The organism is Ralstonia sp. NFACC01 (assembly GCF_900115545.1).
GTDB lineage: Bacteria > Pseudomonadota > Gammaproteobacteria > Burkholderiales > Burkholderiaceae > Ralstonia > Ralstonia mojiangensis.
The window spans coordinates 151,034-174,499 of sequence record NZ_FOWV01000007.1; the positions used below are offsets into that span (position 1 = coordinate 151,034).

Here is a 23,466-nt window from a genome sequence, read left to right on the forward strand (position 1 = left end):
ACCCGCACGTAGCAGGTTGGCGCGTTACACTGGGCCATCTTCCGGTGAGGAGCGCGCGATGAGCAGACAGATCCGGCGCAGAAGTCCGCGCATGCTGCAGGCGGTGTTGGCGGTGGTGATGAGTACGGCGATGTCGTTGACAGCCGCTGCAACGTCACCTGCCGACACGCAGGGCGATGCCGCCGCCCTCACCCAGATCGCCATCGCGCATTACGAGAAGAACGATTTCGGCCACGCCCTCGACGAGTTTGCCGAGGCTGCACAGCGCGGCAACCGGCTCGCGCAATTTAACTACGCGATGATGCTGATGCGCGGCGAAGGCACCGTCGCCCGCCCAGAAGAGGCGGTCAAGTGGCTGCGCCGTGCCGCCGACAACCAGATGACCCACGCGCAGTTTGCCTATGGCGAATTGTTTGAGCGCGGCGAGCTGGTACCGCGCTCCCTGGAAGAAGCCAACAAGTGGTACGAGCGCGCCGCGGCGGGCGGGCATGTCGAGGCACAGCGTGCGCTGGCCACCAACTACTTCACCGGGCGCGGTTTGCCGCGTGACTACGGGCGTGCGTTCAACTGGTACAAGAAGGCGGCCGAGGGGGGCGATGGGCCTTCGCAGTACATCGTCGGCAGCTATTACGAGCGTGGCGAGCCCGGCGTAGTGCCTCAGGATGTTGAGCTGGCCAAGAAATGGTACGGCCGGGCGGCTGCGCAAGGGGATGTCGGGGCGCTCGGCAAGCTGCGCGAGCTGGTGGAGAAAACCTACCGCGCCAAGCACGGCGACCCGCCCACAACGGCACGCCAGTCCATGTAGCGCTCCCAAGAAAAAACCGCCGGGCATGGCTGCATGCACCGGCGGTTTTGCTTTGGAGCGTGTTCAACCGTTGATCAACAGCAGCGGCCGACGCGCCCCGCGTAGCGCGCGTCCTGGCGTTCGCGGAAGAAGTCTTCGTACGTCATGACGGCCTGGCCCGGATGGGTCTCCTGCATGTGGCGCACGTAAGTGTCGTAGTCCGGCACGCCAACCATCAGGCGCAGCGTCTGGCCCAGGTAGCGGCCGAAGTTTTCGAGTTCTTCGCGCATGCCCGTGCTCATGCGCCCAGCGCTTCGTACGGCGTTTCGTTGGCGGTCGGGCGGCTCGCCGCGCGCGCCTTGAGTACCGTGCGCAGGCCATACCAGGCGATGCTCACCACCACGAGAATGAACAGGCCGCACAGGAATGCGTCGATGCGGTCGTTCAGCACCACCTGCTGCATTTGCGCCATCGACTTGGCCGGGGCGAGCAGCTTGCCCTCGGCAATCGCGCTGGCGTACTTGTTGGCGTGGGCCAGGAAGCCGATCTTCGGGTCCGGATCGAACAGCTTCTGCCAGCCGGCGGTGAGCGTGCAGATCAGCAGCCAGATGGTCGGCAGCAGCGTCACCCACACGTAGCGATCGCGCTTCATCTTGACGAGAACGCAGGTGCCCAGTGTCAGCGCAATCGCGGCGAGCATCTGGTTGGAGATGCCGAACAGCGGCCACAGCGTATTGATGCCACCCAGCGGATCGACCACGCCCTGGTACAGGAAGTAACCCCATAGCGCGACGGTCGCGGCCGTGGCAATGAGGTTGGCGACGAGCGAATCCGTGCGCTTGAGTGCCGGCACAAAGGTGCCGAGCAGATCCTGCAGCATGAAGCGCCCGGCGCGCGTACCTGCATCCACGGCCGTGAGGATGAACAGCGCCTCGAAGAGAATCGCAAAGTGGTACCAGAAGGCCATCATGGCCTGGCCGCCCACCACTTGGTGCAGGATGTGCGCCATGCCCACGGCCAGCGTCGGTGCGCCGCCTGCGCGGGCGAGGATGGTGTTCTCGCCGACGTCCTTGGCGGTCTGAATCAGCACGTCAGGGGTGATGACGAAGCCCCAGGTGGAGAGCGTGTGTGCCACCGTATCCGGCGTCGCGCCCACCAGCGCTGCCGGGCTGTTCATCGCGAAGTACACACCCGGGTCGATGACCGAAGCGGCCACCAGCGCCATGATGGCGACGAACGATTCCATCAGCATCGCGCCGTAGCCGATGAAGCGCGCTTGGCGTTCGTTCTCCAGCAACTTGGGCGTGGTGCCCGACGAGATGAGCGAGTGGAAGCCCGACACCGCGCCGCATGCAATCGTGATGAACAGGAAGGGGAACATGTTGCCCGACCACACCGGACCACCGCCGCCTGCGAACTGCGTGAGCGAGGGCATCTGCATCTGCGGCGCGACGATCAAAATGCCGATGGCCAGTGCCATGATCGTGCCGATCTTCAGGAACGTAGACAGGTAATCGCGCGGGGCCAGCAGCAGCCACACCGGCAACACCGAGGCGACAAAGCCGTAGCCGATCAGCATCCACGTGAGGGCCTTGCCGTCGAACGTGAACAGCGGCGCGAGGGCAGCATTTTCGTGCACCGCCTGACCGCCGATGATGGCCAGCATCAGCAGCACGAAGCCGATGATGGAGATCTCGCCGATGCGGCCCGGACGGATGTACCGCACGTACACGCCCATGAACAGCGCGATGGGAATCGTCGCGGCGACCGTGAAGGTGCCCCACGGCGAGCCGACCAGCGCCTTCACCACGATCAGCGCCAGCACGGCCAGGATGATGATCATGATGAGGAACGCGCCAAACAGCGCGATCACGCCGGGCACCGTGCCCATCTCACTCTTCACCAGGTCGCCCAGCGAGCGGCCGTCGCGGCGCGTGGAGATGAACAGCACGATGAAATCCTGTACCGCACCGGCAAACACCACGCCGGCCAAGATCCAGAGCATGCCGGGCAAATAGCCCATCTGCGCGGCCAGCACGGGGCCGACCAGCGGGCCAGCGCCGGCAATGGCCGCAAAGTGGTGGCCGAACAGCACGTGCTTGTTGGTGGGAACGTAGTCGAGCCCGTCGTTGTAGCGCCAAGCGGGCGTCTTGCGGGTGCCGTCCAGGCCGAGCACCTTGTCGGCAATGAAGCGGCTGTAATAGCGATACGCGATCAGGTAGATGCATACGGCGGCCACCACCACCCAGAGCGCGCTGACTGCCTCGCCGCGCGCAAGCGCAACGGTGGCAAAGGCAGACGCGCCAAGAATGGCGACGACCAGCCAGATCAGGTGTTGCCTGACGAAGCTCATGTCGGTCTCCTCGAACCTTGGTCGAAGTTATTTGCTGAACGCGGGATGTGGGTTCATCCCTGCAGTAAGTCCTGCCCCGTGACAGGGGCGTGTAGTATTTGCCAGCCTCACCCCGCGCCACAAGCGGAGGACTACGCAGCACGCGTCCGTAGTTCTACGCAGGGCCCCACACCCGATCGAGACCGCGTCGTCATCTTGCAGTGCAGCAAAGCGCCGCGTTTTTGCCATGAAGCTCCGCCAGAAGATCCTGCTGCTCGCCGTCGCACCGCTGACCATCGCCATGTTGGCGATCATGTTGACCGTGCGGCATCAGTCGATTGCGCTGGCGCGGCACGAGCGACAGTTGGTGGAATCGGCGTACCTGCAGGCCAAGGAAACCGAGCTGCGGTCTTACGTCAAGCTTGCGCAGAGTGCCATCGCGCCGTTGCTTGCGTCCGGCCAAAGTGGCGACCCTGCCAAGGACGAAGCCACGCGCGACGAAGCCATGCGCACCCTCGCCCGCCTCGACTTCGGCACCGATGGCTACTTTTTCCTCTACGACTTGCGCGGCCGCAACCTGATGCACCCGCGCCAGCCCGAACTTGTCGGGCGCGATCTGTGGGACCTGACGGACTCGGGTGGCCAGCCGACCATCCAGAAACTGGTGGCTGCCGCGCAGGCGGGTGGCGGTTTCGTGCGCTACATGTGGGACAAGCCATCGACGCACCAGAGCGTGCCCAAGCTCGGTTATGTCGAGCCGATTCCGCAGTGGGGCTGGATGGTGGGCACAGGCCTGTACCTGGATGACATCGAGCAGACCCTGCGAGAGATTGACCAACGCGCGCAGGCCAACATCGATCAGACGCTGGCGTGGGTGGTCGGCATTGCCGCGATCAGCATCCTGCTGGTGGCGGGCAGCGGTTTGGCGCTGAACGTGAGCGATCACCGCCAGGCCGACGCCAAGCTGCGCCAACTCGCGCAGCAAGTGGTGAAGTCTCAGGAAGACGAGCGCGCGCGTGTTTCGCGCGAGTTGCACGACGGCATCAGCCAGGTGCTGGTGTCGACCAAGCTGCTGCTCGAAACCGCGCATGGTCATCTTGAGGCGTCGGCTGCATCGCCGCCGTCGATCGAACGGGCGGACAGCATGTTGCGCCGCGCGCTTGATCGGCTGAACGGCGCGCTGGGCGAGGTGCGGCGCGTGTCGCACAACCTGCGCCCTGCGCTGCTGGATGATCTCGGTTTGGCGGCTGCGCTGGAGCTGCTCGTGCGAGAAACGCGTGAGGCGCACGAAGACAGCCAGCCGGGGTTCGCGATTGCGCTCGAAGTGGTCGGCCCGCCCGTGCAGTTACCGGACGCGTGCAACACCGCGCTGTTCCGCATTGCGCAGGAGGCTGTCTCGAACATCGAGCGCCACGCCACGCAAGCCACGCGCATCGGCGTATTGCTTGAAAACGATCTGGATGCCGTGCGCTTATCCGTTCGCGACAACGGCCCCGGCTTTGATGTGGAATCTGTGCAGGTGGACCCGCAACGCGGCATCGGCTTGCGCAACATGCGCGAACGCATGGCCGCGCTGGGCGGCACCTGTACCATCGCTTCGGGCCCGCACGGCACGGAGGTGTGTGCTGTGCTCCCGCATGTCGTCATTGCTCAACTGGCTTCCGCTCCCTCTTCTCCCCTCGTATGAACATGCGACCCGCCGCGCCCGTCAAACTGCTCCTCGTCGACGATCACCCGCTCGTGCGCGATGGCGTGCGCATGCGGCTCGAAGCCGTGCCGCATTTCGAGGTAGTGGGGGAAGCCGGTGACGCCGATGCTGCCCTGCAGGCCGCGCGCACCTTGTCACCCGATCTGGCGCTGATGGACATCGGCATGCGCGGCATGAACGGCATTGCGCTGACCGAGAAGTTTGCCGAGGCGTTTCCCGAGATTGCCGTGCTCGTGCTGTCGATGCACGACAACCTGGAATACGTACGGCAAGTGATCCGCGCCGGCGCGCGTGGCTACGTGCTCAAGGACGCGCCCGCCAGCGAGCTGGTCGAAGCAATCGACGCTGTGCTGGCCGGCCGACCGTTCTACAGCGCGCAGCTGGCGATGCGCATGGCCGAGCAGGCCGTCATGCCCACGCCGGTCGAGGCGCTCACCCCGCGCGAGCGCGACATTCTCGACGGCATCGCCAAGGGCTATGCCAACAAGCGCATCGCCGACGAGCTGGGCTTGTCCGTGCGCACGGTGGAATCGCACCGCCTGAACCTCAAGCGCAAACTCGGCATCGAGGGCCAGGCGGAACTGGTGAAGTTTGCGGTCGAGCTGGGAAAGGGCCGTTAGATGCCCTTCGCACTGTCCACGTAATCACGCACCATCGCCTCGAACGAGGTGTCGCGGCCAAAGCCCATTGCGTCGGCGCGGGCGGTGTCGAAGCGCGCCGGCCAGCTTTGCACGATGGCCTTGATGCGCGCGTCCGGCTCCCATCGGATACGCGAGACCGGCGCATCGCCGGCCACCTTGCGCAGCGCCTCCACCATCTCGCCCACGCGCACCGTAATGCCCGGCAGGTTCAGTGATCGGCGATTGCCCCATGCCGACGCCGGCAGTGTGTACGCGCGCAGCAGCGACGCCACCACCTGGCGCGGCGAGGCAAGCCACAGCTCAGTCTCGGCTTCCACGGGGCAGATGGCTTCCTCGCCGGCCAGCGGCTCGCGGATGATGCCGCTGGCAAAGCTCGATGCCGCGCCATTTGGCTTGCCTGGGCGCACCGACACTGTCGGGATGCGTACCGCGCGGCCGTCGATGTAGCCCTTGCGCGAATACTCGCCCACCAGGAATTCGCCCATCAGCTTCTGCACGCCGTACGAAGCCTGCGGCGTGGCCGCCGTGTCGTCGGTGACGACGGCTGGCAGTTGACCGCCGAACACTGCTACCGAGCTGGCGAACAGCACGCGCGGCGCCCGGCCGGTCTTGGCGTGTTGCGCGCGTAGCGCATCGAGCAATGCGCGCGTGCCGTCCAGGTTCACGCGCATGCCGAGGTCGAAATCGGCTTCCGCGGTGCCGCTCACCACGGCGGCCAGATGGAACACGCCGCCCACGTTTTCGTCGATCACCTGGGCGATGAGGGCCGGGTCGGAAGCATCGCCCGTCACATAGCGCACGCGCGCATCGGCAATCTGGCCCGGCACCTGGTCCAGCACGATGAAAGTCTCAACCGGCTGCACCGCGCCGTCCGCGCCGGGCAGACCGGGTTGCTGGAGCAGTGCCGCCAGCACGCGCTGGCCCAGGAAACCGGCGCCGCCGGTGATGACGATGTTCATGGTGTCTCCTTGTTGCCGGGCCTGAGCGGCCCGGCGTTTTGATTGATGCCTAGGGTAAACAGGGATGAAGCTCCGCGACTCAACTTGTATGATGACACGACGAATTTACGATTGCCAAGACATCCCTGCCACCATGTTTGAACGACTCGACGCCGCGCCTTCCCTGTCCGACCGCGTGGCCCAGACCCTGATGGACAAGATCGACGCCGGGGAACTGCGCCGCGGCGAACGGATGCCGTCCGAAACCGTGCTTGGTCAGGAATTCGGCGTGAGCCGCACCGTGATCCGCGAGGCCATCTCGCGTCTGCGCCACGAAGGCGTGGTCGAAGCGCGTCAGGGCAGCGGCGTGTACGTCACGCAGCAGGCTGGCCTCAAGCCGCTGCGGATCGATGCGGCGCAGGCCGGCTCGATCGATGCCGTGCTGCACATCATCGAATTGCGCCGGGCGTTGGAGGCCGAAGGCGCCGCGCTGGCCGCCCAGCGTCGCACCGATGCCGAGATGATCGGGATCGACGCCGCACTCGACGGCATCGACGCTGCGGTGGCGGCCGGCGGTGACGGCGTGGCCGAAGACCTGCGCTTTCACCACGCCATCGCCGCGGCCAGCGGCAATCCGTTTCTGGTGCAGGCACTCGGCTTTTTCAGCCAATACCTGGAAGAAGCGATTGGCGTGACGCGCAGCAACGAAGCGCGCCGCGAAGACTTCGCCCGCCAGGTCCGCGACGAACACCGCGCGATGGTCGAGGCGATCCGCCACCGCGATGCACTTGCTGCACGCAATGCCGCGCAGACCCACATGTTCAATGCCGCTCGTCGTTTGGCCGAAGGGCGCGACGTGGCGCAAGACTGATTTCTGGAGTCATTCATGACGCAATCGATGGCGGACCGGAAGGTCGGCGTGATCGGACTTGGCGCCATGGGTTTGGGCATTGCCAAGACCCTGCGCAATCACGGCTACACCGTGCATGCCTGCGACGCGCGCCCGGGTGCCGCAGCGGACTTCGCCAAGGAAGGCGGCGTGGCCTGCGCAACGCCGGCGGAGGTTGCCGCTGGTGTGGATGTGGTGGTCTCGGTGGTGGTCAACGCCGCGCAGACTGAAGCCGTGCTGTTCGGCGAGGGCGGCGCAGCGGCCGCCATGCGACGGGGCAGCACGTTCGTCATGTGTTCCACGGTCGACCCGAACTGGTCGATGGCGCTGGAGGCACGCCTCGCGCAGCAGGGCATCCTGTATGTGGACGGCCCGATTTCGGGCGGCGCCGCCAAGGCCGCTTCGGGCCAGATGACGATGATGACGTCGGCCACGCCCGAGGCGTATGCGGCGGCGGGCCATGTGCTCGACGCCATGGCCGGTAAGGTCTATCGCCTGGGCGACAAGGCTGGCGCGGGCAGCAAGGTCAAGATCATCAACCAGTTGCTGGCCGGCGTGCACATTGCCGCCGCCGCCGAAGCCATGGCCCTGGGCCTGCGCGAAGGTGTGGCAGCGGATGCGCTGTATGAAGTCATCACCCATAGCGCGGGCAACAGCTGGATGTTCGAAAACCGCATGGCCCACGTGCTGGCCGGCGACTACACGCCGCTGTCCGCCGTCGACATCTTCGTCAAGGACTTGGGCCTCGTGCTCGATACGGCGCGTGCCACCAAGTTTCCGCTGCCGCTGGCGGCTACCGCGCACCAGATGTTCATGCAGGCATCCACTGCGGGCTACGCCAGGGAAGACGACTCCGCCGTGATCAAGATCTTCCCGGGGATCACGCTGCCGGAGGGCCAGCAAAAATGAGCGCAGCGCCAACTTCCCGCCCGGTCCTCGGTTGCATCGCCGATGATTTCACCGGTGCGACCGACCTCGCCAACATGCTCGTGCGCGCCGGCATGCGCACGGTACAGGCCATCGGTGTGCCGCAGGCAGGCGGCGAGGGCATCGCTGCGGATGCCGATGCCATTGTCGTGGCGCTCAAGTCGCGCACGATTCCGGCGGCCGATGCCGTGGCGCAGTCGTTGAGCGCACTGCAATGGCTGCGTGCGCAAGGCTGCTCGCGCTTCTTCTTTAAATACTGCTCGACCTTCGATTCCACCGACGCCGGCAACATCGGCCCCGTAGCCGAGGCGTTGATGGCTGAACTGGGCGCCGATTTCACGTTGGCCTGCCCCGCGTTTCCCGAGAACGGCCGCACGATCTTCCGTGGCCATCTGTTCGTGGGCGACGCGCTGCTCAACGCGTCGGGCATGGAGCACCATCCGCTGACGCCGATGCGCGATCCGAACCTTGTGCCGGTGCTCGCGCGCCAGAGCGCGGGCAAGGTCGGCCTGCTGCGTTACGACACCATCATGCGCGGTGCCCAGGCCGCGCGCGATCAGGCCCAGCAACTGCGCGCCGACGGCGTGAAGCTGGCGATCGCCGATGCCATTTCCAACGATGACCTGATCGTGCTGGGCGAGGCGTTTGCCGACTTGCCGCTGCTCACAGGTGGCTCGGGCCTGGCGCTTGGCTTGCCTGCGCAATACCGCCGCGCAGGGCTGATCACCGAACATGGCAACGCGGCCCAACTGCCAGCGGTGGCCGACTCGGCGATCGTGTTGTCGGGCAGCTGTTCTCGTGCGACGAACGCACAGGTGGCGCACTGGCGTGCATCGCGCCCCGCGTTCCAGATTGATCCGCTGGCGCTGGCCGAAGGCAAGCCGGTGGTGGTCGACGCGCTCGATTTCGTACACCGCCATGCCGGTCAGACGGTGCTGGTTTACGCCACCAGCGCGCCCGAGCAAGTGGCCCATGTGCAGCAAACGCTGGGTGTGGAGCGCGCCGGCAAGCTGGTTGAAGACGCACTGGGCCGCATCGCTCGCACGCTGCATGCTGACGGCGTGCGCCGCTTCGTGGTGGCGGGCGGTGAAACATCGGGCGCCGTGGTGCAGGCGCTTGACGTGCGTGCGCTGCGCATCGGCCCGCAGATCGACCCAGGCGTGCCCTGGACAGCCACCATCGACACCGATCCGGTTGCGCTGGCATTGAAGTCCGGCAACTTCGGAACGGTGGACTTCTTCGAGAAGGCGCTTGCGCAACTGGCGCTGGCCACCGCGGAGGCTACCGTATGAGCGCGTCCACAGAAACAGCGCTGCGTGAAGAGATCGCCCGCGTCGGGCAGAGCCTGTATGCGCGCGGCTATACCGTCGGCACGGCAGGCAACATCAGCGCACGCCTGCCTGACGGCTGGCTCATCACGCCCACCGATGCCTGCCTCGGTTCGCTGGACCCGGCGCGCATTGCCAAGGTACTGGCGACGGGCGAGTGGGTCGGCGGCGACAAGCCTTCGAAAACGCTCGCTCTGCATCGCGGCATCTACGACCGCAATGCCGACGCGCATGCCGTGGTGCACACGCATTCGACGAATCTTGTGGCGCTCACGCTAGCCGGCGTCTGGAACGAAGCCGATGTGCTGCCACCCATCACGCCGTACTACGTGATGAAGGTCGGCCACGTGCCGCTCATCACGTATCGGCGTCCGGGGCATCCGGATGTGGCTTCGCAGATTGCTGCGCTGGCCAATGACGTGCGCGCCGTGCTGCTCGATCGACTCGGGCCCGTGGTATGGCACGGCTCGGTGTCGAATGCAGCCTACGCGCTGGAAGAACTGGAAGAAACCGCACGGCTTTGGTTGATGACCGAACCGAAGCCCGCGCCGCTGTCCGACGCGCAGATCGACGAACTGCGCCAGACGTTCGGGGCCCGTTGGTAGCGACCGATAGCAAATCGGTAGCGCCCGCTGCACGGCCCACATAAAACCTAGACCGGAGACCACATGAACACCTCGACCGCCACCACGGCGGCGTTGCCTTCGCACGCCGTTTCAAAAGAGGACAGCGTCTATGCGCGCGTGTCGCGCCGCATCGTCCCGCTCATCATGCTGTGCTACGTAGTCGCGTATCTCGATCGCGTGAACGTTGGGTTTGCAAAGCTGCAGATGTCGCAGGCGCTGAATTTTTCCGAGACGGTCTACGGGCTCGGTGCCGGCATCTTCTTCATCGGGTACTTTCTCTTCGAGGTGCCGAGCAACCTGCTGATGAACAAGATCGGCGCGCGCATCTGGATCGCGCGAATCATGATCACGTGGGGTTTGATCTCGGGCGCATTCGCATTCGTGCAGACGCCGACGCAGTTCTACGTGATGCGCTTCCTCCTGGGCTTGGCAGAAGCGGGCTTCTACCCTGGCGTCATCCTGTACCTGACGTACTGGTATCCGTCGCATCGCCGCGCGCGCATTGTCGCGATGTTCATGGCGGCCATCCCCATCTCGGGCATTTTCGGCAATCCGCTGTCGGGTTGGATCATGAGCGCGTTTCACGGGACGGGCGTCGGCGGCGGCTGGCAGGGCTGGCAGTGGATGTTCGTGATCGAAGCCGTTCCTGCTGTGCTGGTCGGCCTGCTGGTGCTGTGGAAGTTCGATGACAGTATCCGCAAGGCCAAGTGGTTGTCAGAAGACGAGAAGCAGATTCTTGAAGCCAACATTGCTGCAGACAACAAAGGCAAGACCGAGCACCAAGGCATCGGCAAGGTGTTCTCCGACCCGCGTGTGTGGATGATGAGCCTGATCTACTTCGCCTTCGTCATGGGCCAATACGGCTTGACGTTCTGGATGCCGACGCTGGTCAAGAACGCCGGTGTGACAGACACCTTCATGGTGGGCGTGCTCTCTGCGATTCCGTACGTATGTGCGGCGATCACCATGGTGCTGATCGGTCGCAGTGCCGATGCACGACGCGAGCGTCGCTGGCACCTGGTTGTGCCGGCGTTGATGGGCGCAGTCGGTTTTGCCGTGGTGGCGACGGCCGGGCACAACGTGGCCTTGTCGATCGTGTTCCTGTCATTGGCCGCTGCGGGCGTGCTGACGTGCGCGCCGCTGTTCTGGTCCCTGCCCACGGCCTTCCTGCAGGGCACGGCTGCCGCTGCCGGCATTGCCGCCATCAACTCGGTCGGCAACTTGGCCGGCTTTGTGAGCCCCTATATGATCGGTGCGCTCAAGGACATGACGGGCAGCACATCCACCGGCATGTATGCGTTGGCGGGCGTGCTGGTGCTCGGCTGCATTGCCGTGTTGCGTACGCCGTCGAAGTTGGTCAATAAATAAGCAATCGTATCCAGAGGTCTGTCATGCCCCGCTTTGCCGCCAACCTTTCCATGATGTACCAGGAGCACGCGTTCCTCGACCGCTTTGCCGCCGCGGCAAAAGATGGGTTCGAGGGCGTTGAGTTTCTATTTCCCTACGACTTCGACAAGGCGGATATCCGCGCCCGTCTTGACGACGCTGGCCTCACGCAAGCGCTGTTCAATGCCCCGCCGGGCGATTGGGCGGGCGGCGAGCGCGGCATCGCCTCATTGCCCGGTCGCGAGGATGAATTCAAGCGCGGCATTGCGACAGCGCTGGAGTATGCGCAGGTGCTCGGCAACACGCGCCTGCACGTCATGGCCGGCCTGCTGCCCGCCGGTGCAGACCGCGCACGCCATCAGGCCACCTACGTGAGCAACGTCGCCTACGCTGCGCGCGAGGCTGCCGGCGCGGGCGTCACCATCGTGCTCGAACCCATCAACACGCGCGACATGCCGGGCTTCTTCCTAACGCACCAGGCGCAGGCACATGCGGTGTGCAAGGAAGTCGGCGCGACCAACGTCAAGGTGCAGTTCGACCTGTACCACGCGCAGATCATGGAGGGCGATCTGTCGGTCAAGCTCAAGCAGTACCTCGATGGTGTGGGCCACGTGCAGATTGCCGGCGTGCCCGATCGTCACGAACCGGACGAAGGCGAGCTGAACTATCCGCACCTCTTCGCGTTGCTGGATGCGCTCGGTTATGACGGCTGGGTCGGCTGCGAATATCGGCCGCGTGCCGGCACCAGCGAAGGGCTCGGCTGGCTCAAGCGCTGGCGCGAAAGCCAGCGTTGACGCGCAAGCATAAGGAGTACCTGCGTCGATCTGCCCAGGTTATGGCGCGCATCGCCAAGCGCAGATATAAAAGAAAACCGCCGCTGCGCAATGCGCACGCGGCGGTCTGCTCTGGCGGACAGGCTCGTCAGGCGCCCAACTGAGCGGGGCCAAGCGAGCGCGTCGTGGGGACGCGGCCGTATGCCGGCAGCTCCGCCTTGCGGGTCGCCACTTCCAGTTGCATGCCAATCGCTTCGGCAGCATGCGCGGCCGTTGCGCCGCCGGTGCCCACCACGAGGCGATAACCGCCACCGCGCACGGTCTGGATCAGGCCATCGCAGGGCGTGCCGGCCAACGCCACGCGCAGCTTGCGCACATGCACATCCACTGTGCGCTCACCCACGAATACATGGTTGCCCCATACGCGGTCCAGCAGTTGCGTGCGCGAGTGCACGCGTTGCGGGTGCGCGACGAGAAAGTGCAGCAGGCGGAATTCCAGCGGGCTGAGCGGAATGGCGCGCGGACCGGTTTCGGTTTGCGCAGTCACGCCCAGCGTGAGCGGATCGAGGCGCAGGCCGTTGACCTGGAGGATGTCGTCGCCATGCTGATGCGGCGCGCGGCGGCGCAGTACGGCGCGAATGCGGGCGTGCAGCTCGCCCGTGTCGCACGGCTTGACGACGTAGTCGTCGGCACCGGCGTCGAGTGCGGCAATCTTGGCACGCGCATCGCCATGACGGGACAGCACGATGACCGGCAGGCCGCGCGTCTGCATGTTGGCGCGCAACGCCAGCAGCATGTCGATCGACTCGCGCTCGGGCCACGTCCACTCCATCAGGAGCAACTCAGGCATGGCCGCCAGAATGGCTGCCTGCGCCTGGCCCGGATGGCTGACCCGTTGTACCTCGTGTCCACCATCACGCAGGGAAAACGACAGACGCTCCCCCTCTGCCTGGTCTTGTTCGACCAGCAAGATCTGAATACCCACTTTGTGATACCTCCCGTCTAACCAGCCGACACACTCCGGCGAGCAGCCTCGCGGCTGCGCTCTGCTGTCTGCGGTGCGCGTTGTTATGAGTGCCATGCGGGCAGTTGCGCGTGTGCTCGCATGTCGTTTCTTGCGGGCGCTGTTGCCCGGCCGTCGGCCTTGCGCGGATCGTCATGCTGCTGTTCCCGTCGACGATCGCCAGCGGAGCCTCCTGGGTGGTGTCCAGGGTGGTCTTGAGAAAGGTCTGCAAACCCCTCGGTGCCTGCTGCGGCGTGCCGAACCATGCAATCGTTTGCACAGTTTGCGGCCTTGCCTGCGCGCAATCCGAGCCGGCGCCCCCCCGAGCGCCGGTGAAGTAGGGATTCCCCACCTCCGTTGGCATAAGGCTTGTTAGCCCTTTCCCGTTTCCTCTAGTCATGAACCCCCCCTCTGGCTCAGAGAAAAGGGATTCCGTTTTGCCGGATTATAAGAATCCCGTAGGGATTCGTCACGCAGGAATTTTAAAATTTGGAAATTCATTCAATTCGACACGCATTGGGGTGGCGTGGTTGACATGCATTCTTCATAAAGCTATGCCAGGCAACGTTCTTGGCCGATACCATGCGTACAACGATTCAAGCCAGGCATAAATGCATGACGATTATGCTCGCGCCGGCATAATGATCGCGCTTATGTGTGCGCCGGTATTTTTTACAAAACGATTCGATTTCCTAAAAATCAATTGATCTGTTTTGTTGGCAGGGGTAATTCGCGCGATTTAAAACTTTAGGATTACTGCTCATTGTTTGGGCAACTTTCTGCGGGCAGGCGAAAAAAAAGCCCGCACAAGGCGGGCTTTCTGTCCTGATGCCAAAGCGGCGGCGGCTGTCAGCCCTCCAGGCGTTCTTCCAGGCGGGCCTTGGCGTGGGGCAGCGCTTGCGGCAGGCCGTGCGCCAGTTTCGTGAACAGCTCGTCGTGCAGCGCCAGTTCTTGCTTCCAGGCTGCCGCGTCCAGCGAGATCACCTTGGCGAACTGCTCGGCCGTGAAGTCCAGGCCGTCCCAGCTCAGTTCTTCGTAGCGCGGCGATACGCCAAAGACGTGTTCATCGCCCTGCGCCTGACCTTCGATGCGATCGATCATCCATTTGAGCACGCGCATGTTTTCGCCAAAGCCCGGCCACACGAACTTGCCGTTTTCGTCCTTGCGGAACCAGTTCACGCAGAAGATCTTCGGCAGCGTGGCGCCGCTCTCGGCAAGCTTCTCGCCGACGTTGAGCCAGTGGGCGAAGTAGTCGGCCATGTTGTAGCCGCAGAACGGCAACATGGCGAACGGGTCGCGGCGCACCACGCCTTGCTGGCCTGCGGCGGCGGCGGTGGTTTCCGAGCCCATCGTGGCAGCCATGTATACGCCTTCGGTCCAGTCGCGCGCTTCGGTCACGAGCGGCACGGTGGTCGAGCGGCGGCCACCGAAGATGAACGCATCAATGGGTACGCCGGCCGGGTTGTCCCATTCCGGATCGATCGACGGGCATTGCGCGGCCGGCGCCGTGAAACGCGCGTTCGGATGGGCAGCCTTGCGGCCGGTTTCCTTGGCGGTCTCGGGCGTCCAGTCCTGGCCTTGCCAGTCGATGAGGTGGGCCGGCGGCGTGTCGGTCATGCCTTCCCACCACACATCGCCGTCATCCGTGAGGGCCACGTTGGTGAAGATGACGTTTTCTTTGAGCGTAGCCATCGCGTTGAAGTTGGTCTTCTCGCTGGTGCCCGGGGCCACGCCAAAGTAGCCGGCTTCCGGGTTGATGGCGTACAGGCGGGTCTTGCCGGTGGCGTCCTTGCGGGGCTTGATCCAGGCGATGTCGTCGCCGATGGTCGTCACCTTCCAGCCGTTCAGGCCCGCAGGCGGAATCAGCATCGCAAAGTTGGTCTTGCCGCAGGCCGACGGGAAGGCCGCCGCCACGTGATACGTCTTGCCCTCCGGCGACGTCACGCCCAGGATCAGCATGTGCTCGGCCAGCCAGCCCTGGTCGCGGCCCATGGTGGAGGCGATCCGCAGCGCGAAGCATTTCTTGCCCAGCAGCGCGTTGCCGCCGTAGCCCGAACCGAACGACCAGATTTCGCGCGTTTCCGGGAAATGCACGATGTACTTGGTCGGGTTGCACGGCCACGGCACGTCTTTCTCGCCGGCGGCGAGCGGCTTGCCGACGGTGTGCACGCACGGTACGAAATCGCCGTCGCTGCCCAGCACGTCATACACGGCGCGGCCCATGCGGGTCATGATGCGCATGTTGACGGCCACGTACGGGCTGTCCGACAACTCCACGCCGATGTGCGCGATCGGCGAGCCCAGCGGGCCCATCGAGAACGGCACCACGTACAGCGTGCGGCCGCGCATGCTGCCGTCAAACAGGCCGTTCAGCGTCTGGCGCATCTCGGCCGGGGCCGTCCAGTTGTTGGTGGGGCCGGCATCTTCCTTCTTCTGCGAGCAGATGAAGGTGCGGTCTTCCACGCGCGCCACGTCCGACGGGTCCGACAGCGCCAGGTACGAGTTCTTGCGCTTGGCCGGATTGAGCTGCTTCATCGTGCCGGCGGCCACCATTTCGGCGCACAGGCGGTCGTACTCCTCTTGCGAACCATCGCACCAGACGATGCGCTCCGGCTTGGTGAGTGCTGCCACCTCGCCCACCCACGCGATCAGGCGCGGGTGTTTCACGTAATCGGGCACGTTCAATGCGGGCACGCCCTGCATCACGGGTTGATTCATGACCAAAACTCCAATGGAAGTGAGAAAGAAATCGATGGCGGGTCAGCACGGTGGCCGCGTCCAGCGGCAGGGTGGAAAGCGATCGACGGCACCTCATGGGCAGGCCGGATCAGCGATTTCCAGAGGGAGAGGTGAGGCAGGCGGAGGGACGGTAGCCGTGCTGATTTCACATTCAGTTACAAAGCGGTGCGCTGACGGAACGTGGGTTTTTCCGGGCAGCGGGGGCCGCGTGCGCTAAAGTGGCGGGACCGAGGTCAACAGACCCTAGAACAAGGACTCGTCACCAGCGGGGCTGCGCAAATTGCGTGCCCGCGGCGGGCAATTCCGAACGTCGACACAGATTGTCGTGCGACGAGGGATGGGAAGAATACCACCGCGAGGGATCGCTGTTTTTTGCTGCGCACCATTGTTCGAAGTGAGATGTCGATGAAGATTGCCGTACTGGACGACTACCAAGACGCTGTTCGCAAGCTGGATTGCTTCAGCCTGATGCAGGATCACGAAGTCAAAGTGTTCAACAACACCGTCAAAGGCGTGGGTCAATTGGCCGCACGTGTGGCGGACGTTGAAGCCATCGTGCTGATCCGGGAGCGCACGCGTGTGACGCGTCAGTTGCTGGACCGCCTGCCCAAACTCAAGATCATCAGCCAGACTGGCCGCGTATCGCGCGATTCGGGCAGTCATATCGACCTGGATGCCTGTACCGACAAGGGCGTGGTGGTGCTGGAGGGCAAGGGCTCGCCAGTGGCGCCGGCTGAACTGACCTGGGCGCTCGTGATGGCCGCGCAGCGCCGCATTCCGCAATACGTGGCGAGCCTCAAGCACGGCGCGTGGCAGCAGTCGGGGCTGAAATCCACGACGATGCCGCCCAACTTTGGCATTGGCCGCGTCCTGAAGGGCCAGACGCTGGGCATCTTCGGCTACGGCAAGATTGGCCAGCTCGTGGCCGGCTACGGCCGCGCCTTCGGCATGAATGTGCTGGTGTGGGGCCGCGAAGGCTCGCAAGAGCGGGCCCGCGCCGATGGCTTTGCCGTGGCGGATTCGAAGGACGCGCTGTTCGAACAGTCCGATGTGCTGTCCGTCCACCTGCGCCTGAACGACGAAACGCGCGGCATCGTCACGGTGGCCGACCTTACGCGCATGAAGCCGACCGCCCTCTTCGTCAACACGAGCCGTGCCGAGCTGGTGGAAGAAAACGGCCTGGTGACGTCGCTCAACCGCGGGCGCCCGGGCATGGCCGCTATCGACGTGTTTGAAACGGAGCCCATCCTGCAGGGCCACACCCTGCTGCGCATGGAGAACTGCATCTGCACGCCGCACATCGGCTATGTCGAACGCGAGGGCTACGAGCTGTACTTCAGCATCGCGTTCCAGAACATCCTCGATGTCCTGCAGGGCAACGTCGACAGCGTGGTCAATCCGACGGCGCTGGCGCCCGCGCTGATCCGCGCATAACGCCAGCGTTCTGTCCGTCGTTTTTCTTCGTCAATCAAGCCGCGGCACGCAGCTGCGGCTGATTGGCTCCAGCACCGTCAAAGCGGAAGCTGTCCATCGCCAGCGAGCCGTACGTCACCGTATCGACCACGTGCTGAGCCTGCACGCCGCCCGGCGTGGCTTGGCTCGGCTGGCCCATGGCGGCGCCCAGTGCCACGTACAGCGGCATCAGGTGTTCGTCGGTCGGGTGGGCGTGGGCGGCGTTCGGGGCTTGCGCGCGGTAATCGCAGAAGCGGGTGAAATCGCCGCTGCGGATGCCATCAGTCATCGTCTCAATCATCCATTCGCGGAAGGCCGTCACCCAAGGCTCGACTGGCACACCGTGCTGCGCCATGCCCGGGCCGCGCATCAGCGCGCGCAAGTTGTGCGTGAAGCTGCCGGAGCCGACGATCAGCACGCCTTCGTCGCGCAGCGGCGCGAGCGTACGCCCCATCGCCATCTGGCACGCTGGCGACAGGCCTGGCATCAACGACGCCTGCACCACGGGAATCTTCGCCTCGGGAAACATCAGCATCAGTGGCACCCATGCGCCGTGGTCCAGCGGCTGGCGCGGGTCCAGCACGGTGGAAGCCTGTTCTTCCAGCCCCGGGACGATGTTGCCGTCGATCAGTGCACGGATGCGCTCGGCCAAGTCCGGCGCGCCGGGCGGGGCGTATTCCAGGGCGTATAGCTGTGGCGGGAAGCCGCCGAAGTCGTGCCACGCTTCCTGCTGGGCGCGGGCAGTGACGGCTGGCCGGCGCGTCATCCAATGCGGCGAAACCACGACGATGGCGCGCGGTTTGAGGGCGGTCATCTCTTGCCCGAGCGCCGCCAGCATCTTGCCGACAGGGCCCGGATCGGCCGCCAGCATGGGCGACCCATGGGACAGATAAAGCACGGGAAGCATGTCAAATTTCCTGAAGAATATATTTGCCATTCTGCGCCGACACAGCACCAGCAACGTGTATGGATTTGCAGATCGGGATCAGGAAAATTGAACGAGTGCGCTTACATGCTCAGCATTTCCTCCGCCACCGTTGGGTGCAGGCCGACGGTTGTATGCAGATGCTTGAGCCGTACGCCCATGCGCACGGCCACCGCCAGCGCCTGGATGATCTCTGGCGCGGCGTTGTCGACGATGTGCGCGCCGAGCACGCGTCCGCTGCGCGCATTGCATACCAGCTTGATCAGCGATTCCATGCTCGAGCCCGCAAAACGCTGCTCCAACGAGACGAAGCGGCGCACCACCACGTCGATGCGATCTGCCAACGCGCGTTTGTCGGTGTCCGCTCCGCGTTTGCCCAATTCAGGCCAGCGCGTGCGCGCGTCAGCCTCGGTCAGGCCTACGCAGGCGATCGCCGGATCGCAGAACACGGCCATCGGCACGGTGTTCATGTCGGGCAGCTTGGTGCCTTTGCCGAATAAGCGTTCAGCCACGTAGCGGCCTTGCGCTGCGGCCACGGGCGTCAATTGCAGCGGGCTGCCGCCACAAATGTCGCCCACGGCATGCACGCCGCGGGCGCGCGTGCGGAAATGGCGATCGACCGCGACGCGTCCGTGTGCGTCGAGCGTGACGCCGGCCGCGTCCAGGCCGAGGCCCGCGATGTTCGGCGTGCGGCCGATGGCGCTCAACACACGCTGGGCGCGCAGCACGCGTGGAACATCGCTGCCTTCGGTGCTCGCGTAGACGGCCACGCCGCCGCCGTTCACAGCATCGCGTTCGACGCGGACGACGTCGGCGTTTAGGATCAGCTCGACGCCGCAGCCGGCCAGCGACTGCGCAGCGGCCTCGGCCACCGTGACGTCAAATTCAGGCAGCACACGCGTATCGCGCGTCAGCACGGTAACCCGCACGCCAAAGCGTGCCAGCGTAGACGCCATCTCCACCGCAATGACGCCGCCGCCCGCGATGATGAGCGATGCGGGGAGCGTGTCCCAGCCAAACACGTCGTCGGAAGTGCAGGACAGTTCCGTGCCGGGTACGGGAAGCGGCATGGGGCGGGCGCCGGCGGCCAGCACGATCTGGCGTGCCCGCAGCGTGGTCTTGCCGGTATCGGTTTGCAGGCGGACGATGCCGCGGCCGCGCAGCGAGGCCGTGCCGCTCAACCACTGCACGCCGGCATCGGCCAGTTGGGCGAAATGTGCTTCGTGCAGCCGCACGACTTCGGCGCGCGTGCGGGCGATGGCATCGGCCCAGGCGTCGGCGGCGTTGGCAGTGCGCAAGCACCGCGCCACGGTCTGCGACCAGGCGGCGCCGTAGCCAAGCAGCTTCTTCGGCACGCACCCGCGGTTGACGCAGGTGCCGCCAACTTGTGCGCGGTCAATCAGCAGCGCGCGTGCCCCCAGTTGCGCAGATCGGCGCGCAGCCGCGAGCCCGGCCGAACCGGCGCCGATCACGATCAGGTCAAACGCATGTGCAGGGTTTGCGGGCATGAGGTGTCCGTCGAAGAAGCATCGGCCGGACGACCTTGGTGGCACGCCGGCGGGCGCGCCATGCGCAGCAAGCGGCGCGCCCGCCGCCTGTCTTAGAGGAGGAGGCTACGCAGCCGCCGCCGTGGCGAACCCGCGTGGAAGTTCGCGCAGGAAGGTTTCGCCGTCATGACGGCCAAGCGCATAGGCGTCGCGCATAGCGCCCGGGCGGGTGTAATCCCAGCTTGAAATGGGAACCTTGCGCGAGGGCTGCACGTAAAAGCGGCGCTGCACGCCGTCGGCCACGGGCACATCCATGCGGAAATACGTCGGCCGCGGGTACAGGCGCGTGACGAGCACCAGCGCGTCGCCGGGCGTGGCGTCCAGCGCGTGCACGGGCACGTTGTCCACCATCCCGCCGTCGAGTACTGGCCGCCCCGCGCGCCGCAGCACTGGCGTGAACGGCGGGGTGGAGGCCGATTGCAGCAGAAGATCCGCAAGATCCTCGGGCGTGGCGCAATCCTGTGCGCGCACGATTTCCGGCGTGAAGCCGAGGCGCTTGCCCAGCGTCGGGTGCAGCGTCTTGCGGACGTGCTTTTCGATGTTGTAGGCAATCAGCCCTGCCGCCACCGCCGACCGTGCGCCCAGCCAGCGCGGGATATGCGCCACGCCGATACGGATCTCGGGCGCCTGCGCCAGCCGCCCGAAGCGACCCTCGCCGAACACCGTCAGCAGCGCCGTGCGGTACATGCCGTAATGCGGAAACACGCGCTCGCCGCGCAGCAGGTTGCCCCAATGGGCGTTGCGGGTGTTCTGACGCAGGGCTTCGCCGTAGTAATCCATCAGCTCGGCCGAATTCCATGCATGCAGCATGCACGCCGTCGATGCGCCGGCCGAGATGCCGGCAATCACGCGCGGCGCCAGGCCCAGTTCGGGCTGCACGACATCCCACCAGCCGGCCTGCCACCAGCAGCGGTTGCCGCCGCCGGCAAAGACCATCTGATCGAACACCGGCGCGTTCATGCCGGAGTCCCCGTGCGGGCGGCCGCGGCCGCTGTCGGCTCTAGCCGCAGCGATGGCGCGTATTTCAGTGTGTCGATGCACGCATCCAGCAGACGCTCGCGCTTGGTGGCGAGGCTGGAGGCATCCGGGTAGAAAAGGTAATCGCCCATGATGCCGTTGAACGTGGCATGGAAATGCGCCACGGCCAGCGGGATATCGAGGTCGGCCGGCAGTTGCCCGCGCCGCGTTGCCTGCTCGATGATGCTCGTCAGGTGGGTCATGCCTTCCTCAAATGATTCTTGTTGGCGCTTGAGGATGGGGCTGGTGTCTTCCACGAACTCGCACTTGTTGAACATGATCTCGAAGACCTTGCGCCAGTGCGCATCTTCCACGAGTTGCCGCAACAGGAAGTTGCCCACCGTGCGCAATTCGCCCAACGGATCATCGGCTTCCACCCCGAGCGGGGTGCACATGGTCTCCATGGGCAGTTTCACGCGCTCGCACATGGCGGCAAAAACATCGGTCTTATTGCGGAAGTGCCAGTAGATGGCGCCGCGCGTCACGCCCGCGGCCTGCGCGATATCCGATAACGATGTGCGTGCCACGCCGCGCGCATAGAACACGTCTTCCGCCGCATCCAGGATGCGGTTACGTGTTTCCAGTGCTTCTTCCTTCGTTCGTCTAACCATGATCTTCCAGAGGAACGCCGTATCACCTGAGTCGACGTTCTTTCGATTGGCTTTTGTGCAATGCACAATTCCAGGCAACGCACTATTGCGCTTCGCACAACGCGGCAGCGGGTCCGTTGGCTGACAATGCTTGTCGCAGCGCGGTATTCGCCGCACGTTCGCTTGATCGCCGTCATTGCTACGAACTCCGGAAAGGTGTCAACGGAGTCCCTATTCGTAACGGCGTCACTTACATACATGCGCGAACGTATCTATAATAGCGCGCACTCCGTCGCTTGCCCATGGCCGTATGCGCCACATCCAATCCCGGGCACGTGGTCTGGAGCCGACTTCTGTCTGTCGGTAGCCAGTCGGAGATCGACTGCCGATCGCTCCCGCGTCTTAGCATTCTGGTCCGAGTTGTTGCGAGTTCGTCGCAAAGGCCATATCGCACGCCGCGAGATGCAGCTAGCATCGGACGTTTTCGTTTTGTGTTTTTTGGTTTCGCTGACGGTTTGCCGGCGTCGCACTCGTTTGCGCGGCGTGGCGGCACCCGGCATTCCGCTTATCGCCACATGGGGTCATCTATGACGAACACCCGCCGTTATCACCAACTCGCTGCCGCCGCATTCACGGTGGTGGCACTTGCAGCCTGCGGCAACAAGCAGGCACAAGGGCCGGGCGGCGCCGGCATGCCTCCGACCGAAGTCGGCGTTGTGACCGTGCAGCCGCACTCCGTTGGTCTGACCAGCGAGTTGCCGGGCCGCCTGGAGGCCACGCGGGTGGCGCAGGTGCGCGCACGGGTCGCAGGCATTGTGCTCAAGCGCACCTACGCTGAAGGCAGTGACGTGAAGGCCGGCCAGCAGTTGTTCCAGATCGATCCGGCGCAGTATCAAGCGTCGCTCGACAGCGCCAAGGCACAGCTTGCGCGCTCGGAAGCCACGCAAACGCAGGCGCAACTGAAGGCTGAACGCTATAAGCCGCTGGTTGCCACCAACGCCATCAGCAAGCAGGACTACGACGACGCCACCGCCGCCGCCAAGCAAGCCACCGCTGACGTGGCCGCCGCCCGCGCTGCCGTGGAAACCGCCAAGCTGAACGTCGGCTACGCCAGCGTGACTTCGCCCATCTCCGGGCGTGCTGGTCTGGCGCAGGTCACCGAAGGCGCGCTGGTGGGCCAGGGCGAGGCGACGCTGCTGACGACCGTGCAGCAGATCGACCCGATCTACCTGACCTTCACGCAGTCAAGCACCGAAGTGATGCGTCTGCAGCAAGCGCTCAAGGACGGCAAGCTGGCCAAGGCCGGTGGTGATGCAGCCAAAGTCACGCTCGTGACGGAAGACGGCCGCGCCTATGCACAGTCGGGCAAGCTCTACTTCTCGGACCTGACAGTGGACCCGGCCACGGGCACGATCACGTTGCGCGCAATTGTTCCGAACGCCGATCGCACGCTGCTGCCGGGCATGTACGTACGCGCCCGCCTGGAGCAGGCCGTCGACGAGCAGGCGATCACGGTGCCGCAACAAGCAGTGACGCGCAGCCCGGACGGCGCCTCGGTCATGGTGGTCGACGAGAAGGGCATGGCTGCAGTGCGCCAAGTCCAGGCCGATCGCTCGACCGGTACGGAATGGATCGTCGCCAGCGGCCTGAAGGCAGGCGACAAGGTGATCGTCGACGGTTTGCAGAAGGTTCATCCGGGCGCACCGGTCAAGGCTGTGCCGTGGCAGCCGATGTCGGCAGGCCAGGGCAAGGGCCCGCAAGGTCAGGGCGGCCAGGGTGGCGGCGCCGCACCCGCTTCGGCGGCCAGCGCCCCTGCTGCAAGCACTCCCGCTGCCAGCGCACCGGCAGCCAAGCAGTAAAC

General features: G+C 65.0%; 20 protein-coding genes. 11 read left to right on the forward strand and 9 right to left on the reverse strand.

All coding sequences use genetic code 11. The features are described 5' to 3' along the window. Positions 1 to 58 precede the first annotated feature (58 nt). Complete coding sequence (locus tag BM136_RS18950; RefSeq protein WP_092974115.1) at positions 59 to 805, forward strand: tetratricopeptide repeat protein; 747 nt, start codon at positions 59 to 61, stop codon at positions 803 to 805. 74 nt (positions 806 to 879) lie between these two features. Here BM136_RS18950 and BM136_RS18955 read toward each other — a convergent pair whose 3' ends face one another. Beyond that, positions 880 to 1,074: a YbdD/YjiX family protein gene (locus BM136_RS18955; protein WP_004628224.1), complete on the reverse strand. Its 195-nt coding sequence runs from the start codon at positions 1,072 to 1,074 to the stop codon at positions 880 to 882. 8 nt (positions 1,075 to 1,082) lie between these two features. After that, positions 1,083 to 3,137, reverse strand: a complete 2,055-nt coding sequence (locus BM136_RS18960) for a carbon starvation CstA family protein (RefSeq protein ID WP_092974118.1) — start codon at positions 3,135 to 3,137, stop codon at positions 1,083 to 1,085. Between the two features lie 226 nt (positions 3,138 to 3,363). On the opposite strand from BM136_RS18960, the gene BM136_RS18965 reads away from it, so the two are divergent. Next, positions 3,364 to 4,803: a cache domain-containing protein gene (locus tag BM136_RS18965; protein WP_092974121.1), complete on the forward strand. Its 1,440-nt coding sequence runs from the start codon at positions 3,364 to 3,366 to the stop codon at positions 4,801 to 4,803. Then, on the forward strand, positions 4,800 to 5,444 hold the full coding sequence (locus BM136_RS18970; RefSeq protein ID WP_092974124.1) for a response regulator: 645 nt from the start codon (positions 4,800 to 4,802) through the stop codon (positions 5,442 to 5,444). The genes BM136_RS18965 and BM136_RS18970 overlap by 4 nt, the downstream gene beginning before the upstream one ends. Here BM136_RS18970 and denD read toward each other — a convergent pair. Beyond that, complete coding sequence (denD, locus tag BM136_RS18975) at positions 5,441 to 6,424, reverse strand: D-erythronate dehydrogenase (RefSeq protein WP_092974127.1); 984 nt, start codon at positions 6,422 to 6,424, stop codon at positions 5,441 to 5,443. The two genes, BM136_RS18970 and denD, sit on opposite strands and share 4 nt — an antisense overlap. A gap of 133 nt (positions 6,425 to 6,557) precedes the next feature. Between denD and BM136_RS18980 the strand changes: the two genes are divergently transcribed. The 6 genes from BM136_RS18980 (at position 6,558) to otnI (ending at position 12,353) form a co-directional block, all read left to right on the forward strand. Next, positions 6,558 to 7,274: a FadR/GntR family transcriptional regulator gene (locus BM136_RS18980; RefSeq protein WP_092974496.1), complete on the forward strand. Its 717-nt coding sequence runs from the start codon at positions 6,558 to 6,560 to the stop codon at positions 7,272 to 7,274. A 15-nt stretch (positions 7,275 to 7,289) separates the two neighbouring features. Beyond that, the gene (ltnD, locus tag BM136_RS18985; protein WP_092974130.1) at positions 7,290 to 8,201 is read left to right on the forward strand and encodes an L-threonate dehydrogenase; all 912 of its coding nucleotides are present in this window, start codon (positions 7,290 to 7,292) and stop codon (positions 8,199 to 8,201) included. After that, complete coding sequence (otnK, locus tag BM136_RS18990; RefSeq protein ID WP_092974133.1) at positions 8,198 to 9,511, forward strand: 3-oxo-tetronate kinase; 1,314 nt, start codon at positions 8,198 to 8,200, stop codon at positions 9,509 to 9,511. The genes ltnD and otnK overlap by 4 nt, the downstream gene beginning before the upstream one ends. After that, positions 9,508 to 10,152 (forward strand): 3-oxo-tetronate 4-phosphate decarboxylase, encoded by a 645-nt coding sequence (locus tag BM136_RS18995; RefSeq protein ID WP_092974136.1) that lies wholly within the window; start codon positions 9,508 to 9,510, stop codon positions 10,150 to 10,152. The genes otnK and BM136_RS18995 overlap by 4 nt, the downstream gene beginning before the upstream one ends. A 63-nt stretch (positions 10,153 to 10,215) precedes the next feature. After that, positions 10,216 to 11,541, forward strand: coding sequence for an MFS transporter (locus tag BM136_RS19000; RefSeq protein ID WP_092974139.1), 1,326 nt, complete (start codon positions 10,216 to 10,218; stop codon positions 11,539 to 11,541). A gap of 23 nt (positions 11,542 to 11,564) precedes the next feature. Then, a complete protein-coding gene (gene otnI, locus BM136_RS19005) occupies positions 11,565 to 12,353 on the forward strand; it encodes a 2-oxo-tetronate isomerase (RefSeq protein WP_092974142.1) in 789 nt (262 codons plus the stop codon). Positions 12,354 to 12,480: 127 nt separating this feature from the next. On the opposite strand, the gene BM136_RS19010 is transcribed toward otnI, so the two are convergent. Both BM136_RS19010 and BM136_RS19020 read right to left on the reverse strand, forming a co-directional pair. Then, positions 12,481 to 13,317 (reverse strand): winged helix-turn-helix domain-containing protein, encoded by an 837-nt coding sequence (locus BM136_RS19010; protein WP_092974145.1) that lies wholly within the window; start codon positions 13,315 to 13,317, stop codon positions 12,481 to 12,483. An 867-nt stretch (positions 13,318 to 14,184) separates the two neighbouring features. Further along, positions 14,185 to 16,053: a phosphoenolpyruvate carboxykinase (GTP) gene (locus BM136_RS19020; protein ID WP_092974148.1), complete on the reverse strand. Its 1,869-nt coding sequence runs from the start codon at positions 16,051 to 16,053 to the stop codon at positions 14,185 to 14,187. A 426-nt stretch (positions 16,054 to 16,479) separates the two neighbouring features. Between BM136_RS19020 and BM136_RS19030 the strand changes: the two genes are divergently transcribed. Further along, positions 16,480 to 17,508 carry a D-2-hydroxyacid dehydrogenase family protein gene (locus BM136_RS19030; protein WP_092974150.1) on the forward strand — a complete coding sequence of 343 codons (1,029 nt, stop codon included), beginning with the start codon at positions 16,480 to 16,482 and terminating at the stop codon, positions 17,506 to 17,508. 34 nt (positions 17,509 to 17,542) lie between these two features. Here BM136_RS19030 and BM136_RS19035 read toward each other — a convergent pair whose 3' ends face one another. The 4 genes from BM136_RS19035 to BM136_RS19050 form a co-directional block, all read right to left on the reverse strand. Continuing rightward, on the reverse strand, positions 17,543 to 18,433 hold the full coding sequence (locus BM136_RS19035) for a DODA-type extradiol aromatic ring-opening family dioxygenase (protein WP_092974153.1): 891 nt from the start codon (positions 18,431 to 18,433) through the stop codon (positions 17,543 to 17,545). Between the two features lie 101 nt (positions 18,434 to 18,534). Continuing rightward, the gene (locus BM136_RS19040; RefSeq protein ID WP_092974156.1) at positions 18,535 to 19,959 is read right to left on the reverse strand and encodes a dihydrolipoyl dehydrogenase family protein; all 1,425 of its coding nucleotides are present in this window, start codon (positions 19,957 to 19,959) and stop codon (positions 18,535 to 18,537) included. A 105-nt stretch (positions 19,960 to 20,064) separates the two neighbouring features. Further along, on the reverse strand, positions 20,065 to 20,958 hold the full coding sequence (locus BM136_RS19045) for a patatin-like phospholipase family protein (protein WP_092974159.1): 894 nt from the start codon (positions 20,956 to 20,958) through the stop codon (positions 20,065 to 20,067). Next, positions 20,955 to 21,626, reverse strand: a complete 672-nt coding sequence (locus BM136_RS19050; protein WP_092974162.1) for a TetR family transcriptional regulator — start codon at positions 21,624 to 21,626, stop codon at positions 20,955 to 20,957. Before BM136_RS19050 ends, BM136_RS19045 begins: the two co-directional genes overlap by 4 nt. Before the next feature lie 566 nt (positions 21,627 to 22,192). Here BM136_RS19050 and BM136_RS19055 point away from each other — a divergent pair. Then, a complete protein-coding gene (locus BM136_RS19055; RefSeq protein ID WP_092974165.1) occupies positions 22,193 to 23,464 on the forward strand; it encodes an efflux RND transporter periplasmic adaptor subunit in 1,272 nt (423 codons plus the stop codon). Positions 23,465 to 23,466: the final 2 nt, after the last annotated feature.